Annotated in this window: 10 protein-coding genes; 7 read left to right on the top strand and 3 right to left on the bottom strand. The window is 67.4% G+C overall.

What is annotated here, in order from left to right; translation table 11 throughout:
* Positions 1–64 precede the first annotated feature (64 nt).
* Positions 65–3,601, top strand: a complete 3,537-nt coding sequence (locus BM172_RS03245) for a hybrid sensor histidine kinase/response regulator (protein ID WP_177218775.1) — start codon at positions 65–67, stop codon at positions 3,599–3,601.
* Positions 3,602–3,658: 57 nt separating this feature from the next.
* On the opposite strand, the gene BM172_RS03240 is transcribed toward BM172_RS03245, so the two are convergent.
* Positions 3,659–4,579, bottom strand: a complete 921-nt coding sequence (locus BM172_RS03240; RefSeq protein WP_051548376.1) for a LysR family transcriptional regulator — start codon at positions 4,577–4,579, stop codon at positions 3,659–3,661.
* Positions 4,580–4,780: 201 nt separating this feature from the next.
* Here BM172_RS03240 and BM172_RS03235 point away from each other — a divergent pair, with 201 nt between their 5' ends.
* From BM172_RS03235 to BM172_RS03225, 3 genes are all read left to right on the top strand, one after another.
* Positions 4,781–5,557 (top strand): response regulator, encoded by a 777-nt coding sequence (locus BM172_RS03235; protein ID WP_026634028.1) that lies wholly within the window; start codon positions 4,781–4,783, stop codon positions 5,555–5,557.
* A gap of 681 nt (positions 5,558–6,238) precedes the next feature.
* Positions 6,239–11,860, top strand: coding sequence for a beta strand repeat-containing protein (locus tag BM172_RS03230; protein WP_143096439.1), 5,622 nt, complete (start codon positions 6,239–6,241; stop codon positions 11,858–11,860).
* Between the two features lie 41 nt (positions 11,861–11,901).
* Positions 11,902–15,435 carry a porin family protein gene (locus BM172_RS03225; RefSeq protein WP_051548377.1) on the top strand — a complete coding sequence of 1,178 codons (3,534 nt, stop codon included), beginning with the start codon at positions 11,902–11,904 and terminating at the stop codon, positions 15,433–15,435.
* A 199-nt stretch (positions 15,436–15,634) separates the two neighbouring features.
* On the opposite strand, the gene BM172_RS03220 is transcribed toward BM172_RS03225, so the two are convergent.
* Complete coding sequence (locus BM172_RS03220) at positions 15,635–16,189, bottom strand: DUF488 domain-containing protein (protein WP_026634030.1); 555 nt, start codon at positions 16,187–16,189, stop codon at positions 15,635–15,637.
* A gap of 2 nt (positions 16,190–16,191) precedes the next feature.
* Complete coding sequence (locus BM172_RS03215) at positions 16,192–16,413, bottom strand: hypervirulence associated TUDOR domain-containing protein (protein WP_026634031.1); 222 nt, start codon at positions 16,411–16,413, stop codon at positions 16,192–16,194.
* 435 nt (positions 16,414–16,848) lie between these two features.
* Here BM172_RS03215 and BM172_RS03210 point away from each other — a divergent pair, with 435 nt between their 5' ends.
* The 3 genes from BM172_RS03210 (at position 16,849) to BM172_RS03200 (ending at position 21,949) form a co-directional block, all read left to right on the top strand.
* Entirely contained in the window at positions 16,849–19,677 is a 2,829-nt protein-coding gene (locus BM172_RS03210) for a TonB-dependent receptor (protein ID WP_051548378.1), read from the top strand.
* A gap of 91 nt (positions 19,678–19,768) precedes the next feature.
* Positions 19,769–20,971, top strand: coding sequence for a glycoside hydrolase family 27 protein (locus BM172_RS03205; RefSeq protein WP_026634033.1), 1,203 nt, complete (start codon positions 19,769–19,771; stop codon positions 20,969–20,971).
* A 255-nt stretch (positions 20,972–21,226) separates the two neighbouring features.
* Positions 21,227–21,949, top strand: a complete 723-nt coding sequence (locus tag BM172_RS03200) for a FadR/GntR family transcriptional regulator (protein ID WP_026634034.1) — start codon at positions 21,227–21,229, stop codon at positions 21,947–21,949.
* Positions 21,950–21,953 lie beyond the last annotated feature (4 nt).

The raw sequence follows: 21,953 nt of genomic DNA, 5'->3' as shown, positions 1-21,953 counted from the left end.
GGGCAATGAATGCGCTCGGCCACTATTCGCTCGATCTCCGCACCACCCACCAAAGGTTTCATCCGTGACTCTTACCAGGGACGAGTCGCTGATCCCTCATGGCCGCGCACATCGGCGCGCATGCCTGCTCGCGCTCGCCGTGTGCCTGTGGGCATGGCAGCTCGTCGCGCAGGCCGCGCAGCTCCCGCTCACCCTCTATGACCAGGGCAGCGGCCTGACCAGCCTCTCGGTGGTGCGCATCTACCAGGATCGCGAGGGCTTCGTGTGGGTGGGCACGGAGAAGGGCCTGTACCGCTTCGACGGCATGGCTTTCAGCCAGGTCGGCGCGGAGCAGGGCTTCCAGGTCTCCGAAGTGATCAGCTTCGACGAGGACGTGCGCGGACGGTTGTGGGTCGGCTCGCGCGCTGGCCTGCAGTTGCGCGAAGGCGGCCGCTTCGGCTGGGTGCGTCCCGGCGGCAAGCCGCTGCTGGCCGATCGCGGGCAGACCCTGGCGGCCGACGATGCCGGCGGCATGTGGCTGGTCAGCGGCAATCGCCTGTGGTTGCTGCATGAGGACGGCGAGCGCAACTGGAAGGTGACGGCGCCTTTCAGCGAGCAGCAGCGCCAGGCGGTGCCTGGCCTGGACAAGGTCAGCGCGGTCTTCCATCGCAACGGCAGCACCTGGTTCGGTTGCGGTGCGCAGCTGTGCAGCCTGCGGCAGGGACAGCTGCGCCAGTACGGCCCCGACGCGGGCGTGCCCGCCGACAAATGGCTCGGCTTCCTTGCTGCCCGCGACGGCAGCCTGTGGGTGCGCGGGATTCACAGCGTGCGCGCGCTCGCGCCGGGCAGCGAACAATTCGTCGCGCGCGACATGCCGGGCGACAGCGCCGACGTGGCCGCCTCCAGCATCGACATCGCGCAGGATCATGAAGGCCGCGTGCTGACGCGCAGTTCCACCGGCCTGGCACGCTGGAACGGCGAACGCTGGGAACTGTTCGGCACCGATGACGGGCTGCCCAAGGTCGGCATATCGGCGCTGATCGTCGATCAGGACGGCACGTTGTGGATCGGCACCTACGGCCGTGGCCTGCTGCACTGGAGCGGCGGCGATGCGGTGGCCAACTGGACGTCCGCGCAGGGGCTGAGCGGTTCGCTGATCTGGTCGATCGCCCGCGCACCCTCCGGCGCGGTGTGGGTGGCCGACGACTGGGGCGGCAGCGTGATCGGTCCGGCGCAGGACCATGCCGAACCCTGGCCGCTGGCGGTGGCGCCGCCGCATCAGACGCGCACCGTGCTGGCCGCGGCGGACGGTTCGATCTGGTACTTCCTGTTCGACGGGCGCGTGCTGCGCTACGCGCCGGACAGCCGCGAGACCCGCGTGGTCGCCACCCTGCCGTTCCTGGTGCGCGGCGCTTTCCGCGACAGCCAGGGACGCTTCTGGGCCTATACGCTGGGCGGCCTGTATGCGCTCGACGGCGCCACCGGCCGGATGGAGCGCGCGGCGCCCGACCTGATTCCCACCTCGATGTGCTCCGACCTCGCCGAAGATCGCGCCGGCCGCCTGTGGGCGGCATGCAGCGCAGGCCTGTTCCGCTACGGCAACGGCCGCTGGGCGCACGTGAAAGTGGAGCCGGAGGAAGCGCTGGGCGGCTACGAGAATGTCGCCGTCACGCCGGACGGGCGCCTGTGGCTAAGCTCGCTGCAGCCAGGCCTGCTCGGCGGCGCCGCGGGCGATGCCGACAGCGTGAAGCTCACGCCGGTGGACGATCCGCTGCTGGCCGATTCGCGCATCTACTTCCTGCGCGCCGACCGCCGCGGCCGGCTGTGGGTGGGCGGCAACAACGGCGTGGACGTATTGAGCGGGCAGCGCTGGACGCGCCTCACTTCGCGCGACGGCCTGCTATGGGACGAAACCAATCACGGCGCGTTCCACGCCGACGAGGACGGCTCCGTGTGGATCGGCACCCCCGTCGGCCTGTCGCACCTGCTCAAGCCGGAAGAATTGCTGGCGCCGCGCGAGCTGCATCCCTGGTTCGTTTCGGCGTTCTACAACGGGCAGGAGCTGGCCGGGGCACATGCGCAGGCCGACTTCGGCGTGGGCGGCGCGCTGATGCTGCGCTTCGCCGTGCTGGGCAACAGCTCCGGCAGCCCGGTGCGTTTCCGCTACCGCCTGTCGGACATCGACAACGACTGGGTGGATGCGCCGGCGCGCGAGGCACGCTATGCCGCGTTGCCGCCGGGCAGCTACCGCTTCGAGCTGCAGGCCGTGGACGAGAACCAGCGCCGCCTGTCCGCACCGATCAGCCTGAGCTTTACGCTGCGGCCGCCGTGGTGGCGCAGCAGTCCGGCATTCGCCGGCGCGGCCTTGCTGTTGCTGGCGGCGATCGTGCTGGCCTGGCGCTGGCGTGTGCGCGTGCTGGTCAAGCATGCGCAGCGGCTGGAGCAGGCGGTGACCGTGCGCACCGGGCAGCTGCAGAACGTCATGCGTGCGCGCAGCATGCTGCTGGCGCGCATCAGCCACGATCTGCGTTCACCGCTCGCCGGCATCCTGGAGAGCGTGCGCCAGTGGCGCGAGGGCAGCCGGCGGCGCGACTATCCCGCGCTGATCGAGGGCAGTGCGCGACAGCAGCTGGACCTGATCGACGAGCTGCTGGAGTTCTCGCGCGACGAACTCACCGACCTGGAACTGGTCGAGGCGCCGGGCTATCTGCATGCCTTCCTGCACGGCGTGGCCGAGCAGGCCACGCTGTTGGCGGAACGGCGCGGCAACCGTTTCGTGGCGGCTTATGCGGACGATCTGCCGGCCCTGGTCAGGCTGGATTTCCGGCGCCTGCGCCAGGTGCTGGTGAACCTGATCGGCAATGCCGCCAAGTTCACCGACGATGGCTATATCCAGTTGGCGGTCACGGCCACGCCGGTGGCGCCGCGGCACGTGCTGCTGCATATCGCGGTGGAGGACAGCGGCATCGGCATCGAGTCTTCGGAGCGCGAGCGCCTCGCCCAGCCGTTCGTCCGCGGCGGCAATGCCACGCATTACGACGGCTATGGGCTCGGGCTGGCGATCGTCACCCAGATCCTGGAGCGCATGAATGCGCGCCTGAGCATCGACGCAGCCCCCGGCGGCGGCAGCCGTTTCGGCTTCCTGCTCGACGTGGCGCTGGCCGACGAGAGCGAGCTGGACCAGGAACTGTCGGCGGGCGGTGGCGCAGTCGATGGCGCCGGCCGGCGCGTGCTGGTGGTCGACGACCATCCGCAAAGTCGCGATATGTTGTGCGATCTTCTGGATGGTTTCGGTTTCGAGAGCGTGCCGGCCGGTTCGGGCGACGAGGCGTTGGCCGTGCTGCGGGAGCAGGCGGTCGAGCTGGTGGTGACCGATCAGTTCATGCCCGGCATGGATGGGTGGGCGTTGTTGCGCGCAGTGCGCCGCGATTGTCCCGGCGTGCCCGTGCTGCTTTATTCATCGATGCCGCCGCGAGCGCGGGACGATGGGCTGGCGTTCGACGATGCCTTGCTCAAGCCGGCAAGCGGCAAGCAGTTGCTGGAACGGATCGACCAGTTGCTCGCGACGCCCCGCGTAGGTTGGGGTGAGCGCAGCGAACCCCAACAAACCCAGCCAGGCTAGCGCAGCCGTTGTTGGGATTCGCTGCGCTCACCCCAACCTACGCCAGGCCGGTGAGGCCTAGTGCTCGCCCGTGGTGACGCCCGGCAATTTCGCCAACGCCAACTGCTTGCGCAGGCTCTGCACCACCCCGCGCGTCGCTGCCGTCAGCGCCATGCCCGACAGGCTCAGCAGGTGCACCGGCGTCGGCTCCGGCTCGAAATCCTCGAACACGCGCTGCAGGCGGTTGGTCTTCAGGTCGTCCGCGCAGGCATACAGCGGCAGCTGCGCCACGCCGGCGCCTTCGCGCGTCGCCACCAGCAGGGTGGACAGATGCCCCGTGCTCAGCGGTCCCGCCGGCTTGCGCACGCGCACGCCACGCAACGTCCAGTGACGCGAGCCGCCGGCACCGGGATAACCCAGGCAATGCCGATCGTCCAGCTGGTCCGGATGGGTGGGCGAACCCAGGCGGCGGAACAGCCGCGGGCTGCCCACCGTCACCATGCGCACGTGGCAGAGCCGGTGCGCGACGATGTCGCCGCGGTCCGGCATCTTCTCGTCCATGTGCAGGGCCAGGTCGACGCGCTGCGCCAGCAAGGCCTCGATGCCGCCGTTCGTGCTCAGCGAAAGCTGCAGGCGCTCGTGCTGCGCCGATACCGCCACCAGCGCCTGCGAGAGCAGGTCGCCGGCCAGGTCCGGCACGTCGATGCGCACCCGGCCGCCGGGGTTGCCGGCGGCGTCCTGCACGGCCTGGACCGCCGCTTCCGCCGACTCGCACATCAGCAGGGCGTGGCGATAGACCTCGTGGCCCAGCGGCGTCACCGCGAAGTGCCGGGCATTGCGCAACAGCAGCTGGGTGCCCAGGCGCTGCTCGAGTCCGACGATGCGGCGGCTGAGCAGGGAGCGGGTCATCCCGGTCTGCCTCGCGGCCGCGGCGAACCCGCCCGCTTCGATGACCCGGGTGAGCAGATACAGATCGTTGAGGTTGTCGGTCAGGAGCATGCTGCGGGAACCGCCGGGCCAACGCCGGGTTGGCGATGGGCGGCAGCATAGGCAGGCCGCCGGTGCCCGTTCTTTGCCGGGGCGGACGGCCGCTTTGCCCGGACGGACGGCGAACCGGATGCCGCTATATACTCACCCGGCTCGCTGGTCGGAATGGCAACGAGCGGTTGGCAGCGGCCGCGGCCGCCCACAGGGGGAACCATGCCAGCGCAAGCGTCACCGCACATCCTGGTGATCGACGATTCGCCGGAGGAACTGCGCAACCTGCAGCAGCTGCTGCGGGGCGAAGGCTATCGCGTGACCCTGGCCACCGATGGCCGGCAGGGTTTCCAGCGCGCCATGGCGCTGCAGCCGGAACTGATCCTGCTCGACGTGCGCATGCCGGTGCTCGACGGCTTCGCCACCTGCCGCCTGCTGAAGGAAGCGCCGCGCACCCAGCACATCCCGGTGATCTTCCTGAGCTCCGCCGGCGCGCTGGAAGAACGCCTCGAAGGCCTCACCCACGGCGGCGTCGACTACGTGCTCAAGCCCAGCCACCCTGACGAAGTGCTGGCGCGCGTGCGCATCCACCTGCGCCTGGCGCCGCGCACGCATGCGGAGGCGCCGGCGGACGCGGAAAGTTTTCTGTCGCACGACGAGATCACCTTGCGCGCCGCCGTGCGGCTGATCCGCGAGCAGCTGGCCGCGCTGCCGCCGCTGGAAGACATCGCGCGCAAGGTGGGCACGCACGACAAGCGCCTGTCGGCGATCTTCCGCCAGCACATGGGCACCACGGTATTCGCCTGGATCCGCGAAGAGCGCCTGCGCAAAGGCCGCGAGCTGCTGATGGAAACCTCGCTGGGCCTGCAGGACATCGCCGAGAGCGTGGGTTTCCGCAGCTCCTGCAATTTCATCACCGCGTTCCGCGAGCGCATGGGCGTCACGCCGAGCCAGTTCCGCAAGGCTTCCCATAGCGACGAGCTGGCGACGAGCGAGTAGGGCGCCAGCTTCGCGCAAGAGTCGGCGGCACTGGTTCACAGTTCCGTCACCGCGCCATTGAAGCCGCCGCACGTATACGGTTGAGTAGATCCGCTCCGGTTCTTGCGCCGGACGCCGTTTCGCAAGCGCCCGAGGCAGTCCGGCGCTGCCGCTGCGGCAAAGCTCCGCCGGCGCCCGTGGCAACGCGGTTTTCCCCGGTCTAAGGGCGGTTTTCTCCTTCCCTCGGATGCCAACGGCATCGCGGCAAAGTTTTGGCGTGGCGGCGATGCGTCACGTCGCGCAATACGCAAGTTCCCACGGCGCCCTCTTTTTCGCTTTCGCGCGCCGCGCTTACCATCCGCGCCGCTGACGACACCGATTCGGCATTAATGGGATATGCCGACATTGGCCTGGCTTCGCGCAGAGTCGCGAAACGCCGGCCAAAGGGGGTAACCGGTGTCGTCAGCAAGGCTTTCGCGCTGAGGCAGCGACGGCAGCGGCAGGGACTGCCGCCGACGCTCCTCACCCCATCTCTAGCCGCCACATAGGCGCAACCGTCCTGCTTTCGGGCAGCGGCGGCCAGGGGTTTTTTTCGCCACGTACATGCACCTCTCCGCCATCGGAGGGGCGGGTACGGCTGCGCCACTTTCCGACCAGGCCGTTCCGCCGCGCGGGACGCCACGAGCATGAGAGTGAAGGCATATGTCCGCTTTGCAGGATGGTTATCGCGGGACAGGGAGGCGCGGTAAGGCGACGCTGCACCGGAAGATCTTCGCCTTGCTGGCGTTGCTGCTGCTGGGCATGGTCATGCCGGCGGTGGCGCAGGCCAACGAATGCCGCATGGCCGACCCCAATTCCAAGGGCGCGCACGTCGACGAGATCTGCTGGCTGCAGCTCGACGGCGTCACCTTGAATGCCAACGGCTCGACGCCGTTGACGTTCACGCTGCCGGACGGCTCGACCATGACGTTCACCGTCGACGTCGGCAACGTCGGCAGCAGCGCCGGCCTCAAGGGCGTGCAGGCGCCGACCTGGACCGGCTCGCAGTTCAGTGGCAGCACCGGCTACTACACCATCTACAAGCCGAATACCGCCGCGCTGTACACCAATACCGGCAGTGTCGCCAACGACACCACGGTGACCTTGCGCGACATCCACCTGTTCGGTCCCAGCGGCGCGGAGAGCACCAACGCGTTCGAGATGGTGATCGCCGACGGCGAGAGCACCAACAGCAACGAGTATCTCGATTTCGGCGTGGTCTCCGGCGGTTCCACGCTGAACCTGGTGGAATGGCTGGGCGCCTCGACCGGCAACAACCTCGTCTATGGCGCGCCCGGCAGCGCCGGCGTGCCCGGCACGCCGACCTCCGGCTGCGCCGGCATGATCGACTGCATCCGCATGGTCGGCAAAAGCGGCACCGCCAATGCCGCCGTGTTCTCCACCACGCGCACCGGCTCGCCGTTCACCGTGATGGGCCAGGTGCACACCAATGGCAGCAGCCTGCAGGGCTTCGCCTTCGGCGTGCGCTGGGGCGGCGTGCGCCTGCGCAAGGCGCTGCCGAACGGCCGCCTGGACGGCAGCGACCAGTTCACCTATCGCGTGATCAACGTGAAGGGCCAGGAGATCATCAACACCTCCACCACCGGCGCGGCCACCGGCAACTATCCCTACATCAGCGGCCAGGCAACCATGCCGGGCAACGTGATCACGCTGAAGGAGGAGATGGCGCCGGGCAGCAAGTCCACGCTGGACCAGTACGATCGCAACATCGTCTGCACCAATGGCAACCCGGCCTCGCCGACCGCGCTGCCCACGGGCACGTTCGATCCCGCCAATCCGCCCAAGGTCGACCTGCAGCAGCTGGGCGACCGCGTGGATTGCACGCTGAGCAATATCCCGCGCATCGCGGACCTCAAGCTGGTGAAATCGGCGCCCGCCACCGTGCAGGCCGGCCAGCCGCTGGTCTACACGCTGGCGATCAGCAATAACGGCACGCATACCGCCACCGGCGCCACCTTCACCGACACCATGCCGGTGGGCGTCACCGGCGTCAGTGCCGCCAGTGTGAGTTGCGGCAGCGCGGCTAACGGCGCCGTGTGCGGCGCGCTCGGCGTGAACGTCACCGGCAGCGACGCCGCCGGCTACACCGTCACCGGCGCGATCCAGAGCCTGCCGGCGAACGGCAGCGTGGTGGTCACCATCAACGCCACCGCGCCGGTCAGCCTGGTCGGCACGCTCAGCAATACCGCCACCGTCAAGCTCGCCACCACCGATACCACGGTGGGCGAACCGACCGGCAGCACGGCCGACAACACCTCGACCGCGACGACCACTGTGCAGGGCACGCCCGCGCTGACGGTGAACAAGACCGCCACGCTCAACGATGCCAACGGCAATGCCAAGGCCGACGTGGGCGAGACCATCAGCTACACGATCACCGCCAGCAACAGCGGCAACCTCACGCTCAGCGGCCTCACCGTCTCCGACCCGATGGCCGGCGGCACCGCGCTGGCGTGCGCGCCCACCGCGATCGATCCGGGCAAGACCGCCAACTGCGGCAGCTTCGTCTACACCGTGACGCAGGCCGACGTGGATGCGGGCGTGGCCGTGCATAACGTGGCGACGGTCACCGGCACGCCGCCCAGCGGTTCGCCGGTCAGCTCGACCGGCAGCACCGATACGCCGATCGGCGACGTGCAGATCGTCGCCAGGAACGACAGCTACAACGTGCCGAACGGCGCCACCGGCGGCAGCACCGGGAACGTGGTCGGCAACGACCAGTTCGGTGCCGTTACCGGCCCTGCGATCGGCACCACCAAGGGCCAGGTCGCGCTGACCTGGGGCAGCATCAGCAATCCCCCGGCCAGCGGCGGCTTCACCCTCAACGGCGACGGCACCATCACCGTCAAGCCCGGCACGCCGGCCGGCACCTACAAAGTGCCGTACACCATCTGCGACGCCGTGCATCCGGCCAATTGCTCGACGGCCGAAGCCGACGTGACGGTAGGCGCGGCCGCGATCGCCGCCACGCCCGACAGCTATACCGGCATCGACGGCGGCGTCGGCCAGGCCAACGCCGGCAACGTGCTGGACAGCGACACGCTCAATGGCGCCAAGGCCACACCGTCCACCGTCAACCTGACGGTGACGACACCGGCCAGCAACCCGAACGTCAAGCTCGATCCGGCCACCGGCGAAGTGTCGGTCGCGCCGGGTACGCCCGCGGGCACCTACAGCATCGGCTACCAGATCTGCGAAAAGCTCAATCCGAGCAACTGCGCCACGACAACCGCCAGCGTCACCGTCGTCGCCGGCCGGATCGCCGCGAGCAACGACAACTACACCGGCATCAACAGCAGCCTCGGCAATGCCAACGTCGGCAACGTGCTGGACAACGACACGCTCAACGGCAGCGGCGCGGCGATCTCGACAGTCACGCTGAGCGTCACCGCGCCAGCCAGCAACCCGAACGTGAAGCTCGATCCGGCGACGGGCGAGGTGTCGGTCGCGCCTGGTACGCCAGCCGGTACGTACACCATCGGCTACCGCATCTGCGAGAAGCTCAACCCGGGCAACTGCGCGACCGCCACGGCGACCGCGACGGTGGTGGCCGGTCCGATCACCGCGGGCAGCGACAGCTATGCGGGTATCTCCGGCGCCGGCAATCCCTCCGTCGGCAATGCGCTGGACAACGACACGCTCAACGGTGCGAAAGCCACCCCGTCCACCGTGAACGTGACGGTGACGACGCCGGCGAGCAATCCCAACGTGAAGCTGGATCCGGCGACGGGCAATGTCTCCGTCGCGCCGGGCACGCCGGCCGGTACGTACACGATCGGCTACGAGATTTGCGACAAGATCAACCCCGCCAACTGCGCCACCGCCACCATCGACGTGATCGTGGCCGCGGGCAAGATCGTCGCCACCAACGATGCCTACACCGGTATCGATGGCGGCGTCGGCCAGGCGAATGCGGGCAATGTGCTGGACAACGACACGCTCGACGGCGCCAAGGCCACGCCGTCCACCGTCAACCTGACGGTGACCGCGCCGGCCAGCAACCCGAACGTCAAGCTCGACCCGGCCACCGGCCAGGTCTCGGTGGCGCCGGGCACGCCGGCCGGCACGTACAGCATCGGCTACCAGATCTGCGAAAAGCTCAATCCAAGCAACTGCGCCACGGCGACGGCGAACGTCACCGTCATCGCCGGCAAGATCGTCGCCAACGGCGACAGCTACACCGGCATCGATGGCGGCACCGGCAATCCGGCCGTCGGCAATGTGCTGGACAACGACACGCTCAACGGCACCAAGGTCACGCCGTCCACCGTCACGATGTCGGTGACCACGCCGCCGGGCAACCCGAACGTCAAGCTCGATCCGGCCACCGGCGAGATCTCGGTCGCCCCGGGCACGCCGGCCGGCACCTACACCATCACCTACCAGATCTGCGAAAAGCTCAATCCGGCCAACTGCGCCACGGCCACGGCCAGCGTCACGGTCGCCGCCGGCAAGATCGCCGCCACCGACGACAGCTACAGCGGTATCGACGGCGGCGCGGGCAAGCCGAACGCGGGCAATGTGCTGGACAACGACACGCTCGACGGCGCCAAGGCCACGCCGACCACCGTCAATCTGACGGTGACGACGCCGGCCGCCAACCCGAACGTGCAGCTCGATCCCGCCACCGGCCAGGTGTCGGTCGCGCCGGGCACGCCGGCCGGCACGTACAGCATCGGCTACCAGATCTGCGAGAAGCTCAATCCGTCCAACTGCAAGACGGCCACCGCCACGGTGACGGTGGTGTCGCTGCCGCTGCAGGCGGTCAACGACGATTACCGCACCACGCCCGTCAATGGCGCTACCGGCGGCACGCCCGGCAAGGTGCTGGGCAACGACACCCAGGGCGGCACCGTGATCGGCGATCCCGGCCGCGTGATCACCACCCTGGTCGACAACGGCGGCTTGAAAGGCGTCTCGATCGGCCCTGACGGCAGCGTCATCGTCCCGGCCGGCACGGCGCAGGGCACCTACACGCTGAGCTACCGCATCTGCGACACCCTGTTGCGCAGCAACTGCAGCACCGCCTCGATCACGCTGATGGTGAGCGACGATGCGCTGCTGCACGTAAGCAAGCAGGCCACGCCGCAGACGGTGAAGGTGGGCGACGTGGTGCGCTACACCGTGACCGTCCAGAACCCCGGCAAGGCCGACGTGCGCCAGGCGGTGCTGGCCGATACGCCGCCCGTGGGCTTCACCCTGGTGGCCGACTCGCTCAATGTCGGCAGCTCCGGCGGCCGCCTGGCGGGCAGCAGCCCGATCCGTGTCGAAGGCATCGACGTGGCCGCCGGCAAGAGCGTGAGCGTGGTGTATCTGCTGCGCGTCGGCCCGGGCGCTTCCGCCCGCGGCGAATACGTCAATACCGCGCAGATGCTGCTCAACGGCGTGCGCACCAGCAACGTGGCGCAAGCCACGGTGCAGCGCGATGCCGACCCGCTGTTCGAGGACAGCCGCGCCTTCGGCACCGTGTTCGACGACCGCAACGGCGACGGCTGGCAGGCCAGCGCCACCGCCGACGGACTGCGCGTGCAGGGCGGTTTCGCGCCGGGTGCGTACATCGCCGGTTCCACCACGGTGGATCGCGGGCAGGGCCCGCAGCCGGAAGCGGATGCGAGCGCACCGCTGCTGCACGGCATCGCGCTGGGCTCGCTGCGCGGCCGCGACACCGTCGCGCAGCCGGCGGACCTGCGCCGCATGGTGATCTCGCAGCGCCTGCGCAGCGCCCAGTTCACCGGCGACTTCGCCTTGACCAGCGCCGCCGGCACCACGGTGCGCCTGCGCAGCGGTGGGCAGAGCGACACGGTGCTGAGCGGCGACGCGGCTTCGGGCCATTCGGCCGAACAGCTGAGCGTGGAACGCAAGGTGACGCCGGAAGCGGACGGCAGCGTCCGCGTGGACTACGTGATCGTCAACCGCGGCGTGGACGAGCGCGGCATTCCCGGCGTGCGCATCGGCACGGTGGAAGGCAACCTGATCGAGACCGATGCCTACGGCCGCTTCCACCTGGAAGGCATCGACGTGCCGAATATGGCGCGCGGGCGCAACTTCATCATGAAGGTCGATCCCGCGACGCTGCCGCCGGACAGCGACTTCACCACGCCGAACCCGCAGGTGAAGCGCATCACCCAGGGCATCCCGGCCCGCTTCGACTTCGGCGTAAAGCTGCCGGAGCAGGAACTGCCCATACCGCAGAACACCACAACGGGTGGACCACCGGAGCACGCCGCCACGCGTGGCGACCAGCAGACGGGAGGGCAGCCATGAACGCCCGCCGCTCTCACTCTCCGACCAAGGCAGCCCGGACCATGCAGATCAGGACATTGGACGCCGCCATTCTCGGCGTGCTCATCGCGGGCGCGTGGATGCCCGTCCAGGCGCAGTCGGCCCAGCCGGCTGCGGTCTCCACCGCGCAAAGCGCACCCGCCGCGCGCGGCCGCTACAGCCTGGACCTGCCCAACGGCGGCCTGATCTGGGCCACCGAGGATCCGACGCTGACCTCGCCCCTGCTCAATGTGCAGGGCAGTGCGGTCGCCGCGTTCGAGCGCGGGCAGGTAACCGAGCCCGTGCGTTTCCAGGTGTACAGCAACTACGACGCCTTCATCCGCAAGATGCAGATCAGCATCTACCGCGGCGACGACACTCATCTCACCGCGCCGCTGGCGACGGTCGATGTCGCGCCCGGTGCGGTGGTGCAGGCGAGCTGGGACGGCAAGCTGCCCGCGGGCACCTCGCTGCAGGCGGGCCAGCAACTCAGCTATGTGCTGCGCGCCTGGGGCGAGGACGGCAGCATCGACGAAACCTATCCGCGCACGCTGCAGCTGGTGCGGCCGGAGGATCGCCAGCGCTCGCTGGAACAACGCCGCCAGGGCGCCACCGGCGAGTTGCGCGCGCTGAGCGCCGGCGAGCTGGAGGATCGCGAGCTGCTCGACAGCACCTTCGGCGGCAATGCGCTGCGCCGGCAGAACATCACCATCCGCGGCTCGCGGGTGCGGGTGTATGGCCAGAACGTGCCGGAGCAGTACGCGGTGACCATCTCAGGCCAGAACGTGCCGGTGGACCAGCAGCGCAAGTTCGTCGCCGAGTACCTGTTGCCGACCGGGTCGCACACGCTCGACGTGGCCTTGCGCGGCACTGGTGGCACGGTCAGCCACTATCCGCTGGCGGTGAACGTGCGCGACAACTATCTGTTCGCGGTGGCCATCGCCGACCTCACCGCATCGAAGAGTTCGGTGAGCGGCACGGGCGCCTCGGCGTTGACGGTGGATCCGCGCTACCGCGACGGCTTCCTCGACGAGGGCCGCCTGGCCTTCTATCTGAAGGGCAAGCTGGAAGGGCGCTACCTGCTGACCGCGCAGGCCGACACCACCGAGCGCAACACCGGCAGCCTGTTCAACGGTTTCTTCAAGGCCGACCCGAAGGACGTGTTCCGCCGCCTCGACCCGAACATGTACTACCCGGTCTACGGCGACGACTCGACCACGTACCGCGACATCGATACCCAGGGCAAGCTGTACCTTCGGCTGGACTGGGACAAGAGCCAGGCGTTGTGGGGCAACTACCAGACCGGCTTCACCGGCACGCAGTACGCGCAGTACGTGCGCAGCCTGTACGGCGCGGCGCTGGACTGGCGAAGCCGCGAGAGCACGCCGCTGGGCGATCCGAATACCTTGCTGAAGGCGTTCGCCTCGCAGGCGCAGACGGTGCTGGGCCATGCCGAGTTCCTCGGCACCGGCGGCAGCCTGTACTACCTGCGCCATACCGACATCCTGCCGGGCTCGGACCAGATCGTGCTGGAAGTGCGCGATCCCACCACCGGCAGCGTGGTGTCGCGCATCAACCTGGTGCGCGGCGTCGACTACGACATCAACGAGATGCAGGGTCGCCTGCTGTTGACGCGACCCTTGGCGCAGATCGCCCAGGCCAATGTGAGCACGCTGTTCCGCGATCGTCCGCAAGGCGGCTACGAGAACCACCTGCTGGCCGACTACGAGTACGTGCCCAGCGGCTTCGACAGCAACGATGTCACCGCCGGTATCCGTGCCAGGCACTGGTTCGGCGAGCACGTGGCGGTGGGTGGCACTTATGTCGACGAGGGGCGTTCCAGCGACGATTACTCGCTGAAGGGCGCCGATGTCACCCTGCAGGCCGGGCGCGGCACCTACCTGAAGGTCGAGCGCTCGCACAGCGATGCCGCGGTGGCGCCGATCTTCTACTCCGACAACGGCGGCCTCAGCTTCATCCGCACCAATCCGGTGACGCAGGGCGGCAGCGGCGGCAACGCCACCGCGGTGGATGCACATGCGGACCTGCGCGAACTGGGCTGGAGCCAGCGCGAGTGGACCGTGGGTGCGTGGTGGCGCGACGTCGATGCCGGCTACTCGGTGGCGCGTGCCGACCAGGGCCTGGCGGTGCGTGAGTACGGTGCGGAATTCACGGGGCAGGTGAGCAATGGCCTGCGCCTGTCCGGCCGCTACAGCTACGCCAAGCGCGGCAGCGATGCGCTGGAGCAGGGGCAGCTGCAGCTGGATTGGCAGCTGGCTGAGAAGTCGGACCTGATCGCCGAGATCCGCCGCGTTACCGAAACCTACCAGTTGCGCAGCGGCACCGGCACGCTGGCGGCGTTGGGCTATACGCAGCGCATCGGCAGCTCGCTGGATGTCTATGCCACGGGGCAGGTGACGTTGGACAACGACAACGGCGCGTATCCGACCAACGATGCGGTGACGGTGGGTGCGAAGTACCAGTTCGGCGATCTGTCCAATGCCGGCGCGGAAGTCACGCGGGGTTCGCGTGGCAACGCCGCGCAGGTCAATGGCGAGTACCGCCTCAATCCGGATCACTCGCTGTACGGTGCCTACACCTATTCGGTGGACAGCACCGCGCTCTACAACGATTCCAGCCTGCTCGCGCAGACGCCGGACGGCCTGACCCTGGGCCAGCGCTGGCGCCTGACCGACAAGACCAACCTCTACAACGAGAGCCAGTGGTTGAAGTCGGGCCCCGATACCGGCATCGGGCACACCTTCGGCATGGATTTCTATCCGAGCATGGGCTGGACGCTGGGCTTCACCCTGCAGGACGGCCAGCTCGACGCGGCCAGCGGGGCGGGGCGCGTCGATCGGCATGCGGCCAGCCTCAACGCGGGCCTGACCGATGCCTCGACCAGCTGGGCGAGCAAGCTGGAATACCGCCGCGACCGCGGCGCGGAGCAGCGCGACCAGTGGGTGACCACGCACCGGCTCAGCTACAAGATCAACGAGTCGTGGCAGGTGGCCGGCCGCATCAACTGGTCGCGCACGCGGGACAAGGTGGATCCGACCAACAATGCGCGCTTCAACGAAACCAACGTCGGCTTCGCCTGGCGTCCGTGGAATAGCGTGCGCTGGACCGTGCTGGGCAAGTACACCTATCTGTACGACCTGTCTTCGCCCGGCCAGACCGAGTCCGACAGCTACTACGACCAGCGTTCGAGCGTGTTCTCGCTGGAGGGCGTGTACCGGCTGGATACGCAATGGGAGTTCGCGGCCAAGCTCGCCACCCGCGAGGGCGAGGCGCGCGCCGGTCGCGGCAGCGGCGACTGGTACGACAACCGCGCCACCATGCTCGCGGGGCAGGCGCGCCGCTATGTGATGGGCGGTGTGAGCGTGATGGGCGAGTACCGCGTGCTGCGCGCGTCGGAAGGCGGTACGCGCAAGGGCTGGCTGGCCAGCGTGGACTATGACGTCAGCAAGCACTTCCGCATGGGGCTCGGCTACAACTTCACCGACTTCAACGACGACATGACCAAGCTGGGCTATCGCTACAAAGGCGTGTTCCTCAACGTGGTCGGCTATTACTGAGCGAGCTTGATGCCCAGGCGCCATGCCTCGCCGCAAGGAGGCATGGCGCAGAGGACGTCCGTCCCTGTTCTCTGCGCTCGCGCCTGGGCGTCTTTTTTAATACGGCGCAGGTCGGGGTGAGCCGCAGGCGAACCCCAACCTAACGATGCGCCGGCACATCGACGTTGGGGTTCGCTTTGCTCACCCCAACCTACGCGAGTTACGCGGGCTCGAAGAGGTCGCCGGCGGGAGGGTAGGTCACGGTTCCATCCGGATGTGGCCGCGCCCGCTCGCTCAACTGCGCCGCTTCGACATGCCTTGGACCGAGAATATGCAACACCTTCTCGCCACGCGCGAGCAGATAGTCGGCCACGATCCGCCGATGGCAGCGCCACCACACCGCCTCCGAGCACATCACGGCGCAACGCTCTTCTCTGCCCATTCCGATCAGCGCTTCCAGTCCGACCTGAAAAATATTCGTCAACGCATAGTCGGCATAGTTGTGAAAGCTCTGGTGCGTCCAGAAGCCATTGGTCTCGATCGGCACCAACTCCGACTTGCGCCGCCGCCCGCCCAGCGCGGCCAGATGACGATACGCAATTCCCTCAGGCGCCAGCGCGCCAGGCAACGCATCCTCGTTGAAGGAAGGATTGGTCCTCGAGCGCGGAAACGCGCGGACATCGACGATCAGGCGCACCTCGCTTTCATGCAGCAGCGCGACGAAGTCCGCGAGACTGCGATTGGAATGCCCGATGGTGAAGAACGGCAGTGCCATGTCTAGTCCTTGCGTGGCGCATGCCGCAGCGCGCTGCCTTTATGCGCGGCCACGTGATCGCTCTTGTCGCTCTTGATCTCGTACTGCGGATCCTCGGGCGAGGCGCGGTGCGTGTGGCCCTTGTAGTCGAAATCGCGGATATGCACGGCGATTATCGTGCCGGCCACATGGCCGGCCTCGGAATTCCACCGCACATGGTCGCCGACCTTGAATGGCGCGCTCATCGATTGCACTCCTTTTCGCCGTATTTCGCTGTCTTGCGCATGCCGATGGCGACAGCATGCGGCGACAGCCGGCACCGGCAGGTCTAATTTTTGTCGCCTGCATGTGACCCGGTTGGCAGTGCTCGTCATAAAACAGCTTGATGACAGCTGGATGTTGCGTCGCAGCTTGATCTCATGCATGAGGCCATCCAATGATCCGCCCATAATCATATTTGTATGATTAACTGACCATCGGGGGATGGTTGGGCATTCCAACCGGTCCATCGGCCTCGAGCATCTCGGCCGGACCGGGCAGCAGAGCAGGGCAATCGTTGAGCAGTAAGGCGCCGATGGCGCCGGATGATTCGTCGCACCGACGGCCACGCGCCGGCGGCGTGCGGCAACGCAAGTGATCGTTCAAAACAGCCTAATCGTGCAACCCTTGGGAGAGGTGGAATGCAGCGACATATTCTGGCGGGCTCGATCCAGCAAGCCCTGTTCGCCGTGGTCATCGCCGGCGCAACCCTGTTCGAAACGGCGCATGCCCAGGACGCGGCCGCACCGGCCGCTGCCGCTCCGGCGGCAACGCAAGGCGCGGCCGATGGTCAAACGAAGGAGAAGCGCGACGGCAAGGATGTGCAGAACCTCAATGGCGTCAGTGTCACCGGCCAGCTCGCCTCGATCCGGCGCGCGCAGGCGATCAAGCAGGACGCGACCAGCGTGGTCGACGCGGTCTCGGCCGAAGAGGCGGGCAAGTTCCCCGATCCGAACGTGGCCGACGCCTTGCAGCGCGTGCCCGGCGTGGCGGTGGACCGCAGCGGCGGTGAGTCCAGCCGCATCACCGTGCGCGGCTTCGGCCCCGACTTCGTCAATGTGCTGCTCAACGGCCGCACCATGGCGACGGATGCGACCGATCGCGCGTTCAACTTCGACGTGCTGCCGTCGCAGCTGATCAGCACCGCGGAGGTGCGCAAGACGGCCACCGCGGATATCGCCGAAGGCGGTATCGGCGGCACCGTCAACATCATCACGGCGCGCCCGCTCGATACCAAGGGTTTTCACGCCGCGGCCAGCGTGGCCGGCGTCAACGACAATCTGTCCTCGTCGATCAAGGGCGGCTTCACGCCGCGCATGTCGGCGCTGATGAGCAATACCAATGCCGACGGCACCTTCGGCTGGCTGATCGCGGGCATGTACGACAAGCGCGACCACCGCGAGCAGACCATGAATACCTCCGGCTGGATCACCGGGCTGAACTACAGCCAGATCAATCCGGCCTATACCAATATCGCGTTGCCGCAGACGCTGTCCGGCTCCGACTACGTCCAGACCCGCACCCGCCGCGGCATCAGCGGCGCGATCGACTGGAAGCCGCTGGAGAACCTGACCGTCAAATTCGACACGATGATCTCCAACTACAAGATCGACTCGAAGTACCACGCGTTCGGCTCGTACATGAACACCGCCGACGTGCAGTCGCTCACCGCCGACGGCAACGGCACCGCGCTGAGCTACGTGCGCGGCAATACCGGCGTGCTGGCCAACGACTACATCGAGGAAAGCAATCCGCGCAACGCCTATAACGAGCAGACCGGCCTCAACCTGGCCTGGCAGATCGACAACTCCACCGTGCTGGACTGGGACACCGCGGTATCGCGTGCCTGGAACAAGGAATCGGCCAACGGCTATTTCATGGTGGTCGGCACGCGCAATACCGGGGTCAATCCGACCTGGACCAACAACGGCTCGTCGCAGCTGCCCAGCTACAGCAACCTGATCTCCACCACCGACACCACGGATCTGCGCGCGCACTGCTGCTCGCTGGGCGGCGAATCGCCGAACGTCAGCGACAAGATCCTGGAAAGCAAGCTGCACTTCGGCAAGAGCTTCACCGACGGTGTGCTCGCCCAGCTCGACTTCGGCGCGCAGTTCATGAAGCGCACCAAGACCGAGGTGACCTGGCGCACGCCGAACAACCTGTTCTGCGCCGAGTACTGCGGCTACGTCGCGGCCATCCCGGGCAGCGCGATCAACGCGCGCATCTACAACGCCGGCACCATGGTCGATGGCGTGTCCCCTGGCTATCCCACGCAGTGGCTCACCTACGACGTCCCCGCGCTGCTGGGCTACCTGGCCAGTCCGGCCGCCTACAACCAGCTGCCCAATGCCGGCGCCTTCGCCGCGGCGCTGGCCGCCAACGGCGGCACCTTCGCAGCGCGGCCGGATCCGTCCGGCTACAGCCAGGTGGAAGAGCGCACCAAGTCGGCCTATGGCAAGGCCAACTTCCAGGGCAACCTGATCGAGCGGCCGTGGACGCTGGAGGTGGGCCTGCGCTACACCAAGACCGACACCACCTCGCGCGCCTACGCGGTGCCGCTGCTGGCCATCACCATCAACCCGAACGACACCAGCAACGCCATTCCCACCTATGGCTCGCTGTCGCCGGTGTCCGCCCAGGGCAGCTATTCCAACTGGCTGCCGTCGGCCAACTTCAAGTGGAGCCTGCGCGACGACCTGATCTTGCGCGCGGCGGTGTCCAAGACCGTGACGCGTCCGGACCTGAGCAATCTCTCCGCCGCCACCAGCTACAACTTCCGCCCGGCCACGCAGGGCGTGACCCAGGGCAATACGGGCCTGAAGCCGTATACATCCAAGAACTATGACCTGGGACTGGAGTGGTACCTGTCCGACACCAGCTACCTGGCGCTGGGCGGCTTCGAGAAGAAGGTGAGCAACTTCACCACCCTGGTCACCACCAAGACCAACATCCTGGGCTTCCCCTTCGACCTGACCCGGCCGATCAACCTCAACACCGCCACCATCAAGGGCGTGGAGGCCGCCGCCACCTATCAGTTGACGTGGCTGCCCGATCCGTTCGACGGCCTGGGCGTGGCCGCCAACTACACGCATGTGATCAGCAACGCGACGGCCAATTCCGGCGACGTGTCCACCACCGGCAAGTTCGCGGTACCGGGCATCGGCGATTCGGCCAATGCCAGCATCTATTACGAGAAGGGCCCGTTCCAGGTGCGCGTGGCGTACAACTGGCGCGACGCCTACCTGGAGACCATCTCCGGCGACGAAAGCCAGCCGACCACGGTCAAGGCCTACGGCCAGCTCGACATGAGCGCAAGCTACAAGCTGATGGAGAACGTGGCGGTGTTCGTCGAGGGCACCAATCTCACCCGCGAGAAAATCTTCAAGTACCAGGTCTATATGAATCGGCCTTCGTATGCCGAGATCAACGGCAGGACGGTGTCGGCCGGCATTCGGGCTTCGTGGTGAGTTTCCCCGGACGGGCGGCGCGCTCCTCCCTCACTGCGTTACGCGCGTCGCCCGTCATTTTTTTCGATCGACAGCCGCCTGGAGAGATTCGATGAAAGGTATGTCCGCTACGTTGACCCGCCTGGCCGTATGCGTGTGCGCGACCTTCGCGGTCGCCGCATACGCCGGGGACGTCAAGCCGGAATGGTCCAGCGCCGCCGTGCCGCAGATGGGCTTCAACAACTGGAACTCCACCCACTGCCGCGACGAGTTCAACGAGGACATGATCCGCAGCGTGGCCGACAAGATGGTCAGCACGGGCTTGCGTGACGCCGGTTATCGCCACATCAACCTCGACGATTGCTGGGCCGACTGGCAGCGCGACAAGAGCGGCAATCTGCAGCCCAACCTCAAGCGCTTCCCGCATGGCATCAAGGCGCTGGCCGACTACGTGCACTCGAAGGGCTTCGCCTTCGGCCTGTACTCCAGCGCCGGCACCAATACCTGCGAACCGCACCAGGAAAACCGCGGCTTCCCCGGCGGCCTGGGCCACGAGAAGCAGGACGCGGCGTTCTTCGCCTCGGTCGGCGCGGACTATCTGAAGTACGACAACTGCAACAACGAGAAGAAGCCCGCCAAGGAGCGCTACGCCGCGATGGGCGAAGCGCTGCGCGCCACCGGCCGGCCGATCTTCTACAGCCTGTGCGAATGGGGCGAGAACAAGGCCTGGCTGTGGGGTGCCGATCCCAAGGTCGGCGCCTCGTCCTGGCGCACCACCGGCGACATCAGCGACAAGTACGACTCGATGCTGAAGATCTTCAAGCAGAACGTGGTGCTCGACGCCTATGCCGGCCCCGGCCACTGGAACGATCCGGACATGCTCGAGGTGGGCAACGGCGGCATGACCGACGTGGAATACCGCTCGCACTTCAGCCTGTGGTCGATCATGGCCGCGCCGCTGCTGATCGGCACCGACCTGCGCAAGATCAGTCCGTCCGCGCTGGAGATCCTGCTCAACAAGGAGGTGATCGCAGTGGACCAGGATCCGCTGGGCAAGCAGGGCAAGCAGGTGCGCGACGCCAAGGGCATCCATGTGATCGTCAAGCCGATGAAGGACGGCAGCCAGGCGGTGGCCGTGTTCAACGAGGGCGATGCGGCGCAGGATGTCACGGTGAGTGCGCAGGAACTGGGATTGAAAGCCGGCAAGTACCGGATGCGGGATCTGTGGAAGCATGCGGATACGCAGGGCGATGGCTCGATCAAGCTGAAGCTGGAGCCGCATGCGACGGTGATGTATCGCATTTCCGCGATGTAGGCCCACGACGCAATGCCGGCGTAGGTTGGGGTGAGCCGAGGGCGACTGCGAAGGCAGGATGACGTAGCGAACATCCGCGTGGCGGATGGCCCGAAGGGCGCGCTGCTGACGCAGCTCGTAACCCCAACAGGTCTCCCATGGCGAGCGCCACGTTGGGGTTCGCCATGCTCATCCCAACCTACCCCGGATAGTGGCAAGATCGCTCCGGACCGCCAGCCTCGCATCCAGCCACCACCCGCACAGGACGCGCCCTCCATGAGGAAGCCGAACGCCGTTCGCAACTTGTACGGACACGTGATGCAGGAGATCGGCCAGCGCATCGTCAGCGGCAAGGTGCAACCCGGCGAGGTGCTGCCGCGCGAGGAAGCCCTGGCCGAAAGCCTCAAGGTCAGCCGCACCGCGCTGCGCGAGGCGATGAAGGTGCTGTCCGCCAAGGGGCTGATCGAATCGCGTGCCGGTGTGGGTGCGCGCGTGCAGGAGGAGCGCTACTGGAACCAGCTCGATGCCGACGTACTGGCCTGGCGCTGCGCTTCCATGCCCACCGACGATTTCATCGACAAGCTGGTGGAGATGCGCGAAGTGATCGAGCCGGCCGCCGCGGCCGCCGCGGCGCGCCGCCGTACCGAGGCGCAGCTGGTCGAGATCCAGTCCGCCTACGAGGCCATGGACGCGGCGCAGACCCTGGACAGCTGGGCCGAAGCCGACCTGCGTTTCCACGAGGCCGTGCTGCAGGCCACCGGCAATGAGCTGCTGTCCTCGCTGTTCTCGGTGATCGACACCGCGCTGGGCACCTTCTTCGTGCTGTCGGCGCGCAATTCCAGCAATTTCCGTTACTCGTTGCCGCACCACCAGAAGGTGCTGGAAGCCATCCGCCGCAAGCAACCCAAAGTGGCGCATGCGGCCATGCTGGCGATGATCGCCGACTCCCAGGCCAACCTGCGGCGCAGCCGGAGCAAGGCGCGCAAAGCCAGGGCCTGAGCGC

The sequence above is a fragment of the Dyella marensis genome (genome assembly GCF_900112865.1).
Taxonomy (GTDB): domain Bacteria; phylum Pseudomonadota; class Gammaproteobacteria; order Xanthomonadales; family Rhodanobacteraceae; genus Dyella_D; species Dyella_D marensis_A.
The sequence above is the reverse complement of the archived record's forward strand: the minus strand, read 5'-3'. Positions and strand labels throughout refer to the sequence as shown.

What these genes read in the sequence shown, in the direction of transcription:
- BM172_RS03240 (WP_051548376.1), bottom strand. Translation starts at nt 4,579, where the DNA reads ATGCTCCTGACCGACAACCTCAACGATCTGTATCTGCTCACCCGGGTC.
- BM172_RS03235 (WP_026634028.1), top strand. Translation starts at nt 4,781, where the DNA reads ATGCCAGCGCAAGCGTCACCGCACATCCTGGTGATCGACGATTCGCCG.
- BM172_RS03230 (WP_143096439.1), top strand. Translation starts at nt 6,239, where the DNA reads ATGTCCGCTTTGCAGGATGGTTATCGCGGGACAGGGAGGCGCGGTAAG.
- BM172_RS03225 (WP_051548377.1), top strand. Translation starts at nt 11,902, where the DNA reads ATGCAGATCAGGACATTGGACGCCGCCATTCTCGGCGTGCTCATCGCG.
- BM172_RS03220 (WP_026634030.1), bottom strand. Translation starts at nt 16,189, where the DNA reads ATGGCACTGCCGTTCTTCACCATCGGGCATTCCAATCGCAGTCTCGCG.
- BM172_RS03215 (WP_026634031.1), bottom strand. Translation starts at nt 16,413, where the DNA reads ATGAGCGCGCCATTCAAGGTCGGCGACCATGTGCGGTGGAATTCCGAG.
- BM172_RS03210 (WP_051548378.1), top strand. Translation starts at nt 16,849, where the DNA reads ATGCAGCGACATATTCTGGCGGGCTCGATCCAGCAAGCCCTGTTCGCC.
- BM172_RS03205 (WP_026634033.1), top strand. Translation starts at nt 19,769, where the DNA reads ATGAAAGGTATGTCCGCTACGTTGACCCGCCTGGCCGTATGCGTGTGC.
- BM172_RS03200 (WP_026634034.1), top strand. Translation starts at nt 21,227, where the DNA reads ATGAGGAAGCCGAACGCCGTTCGCAACTTGTACGGACACGTGATGCAG.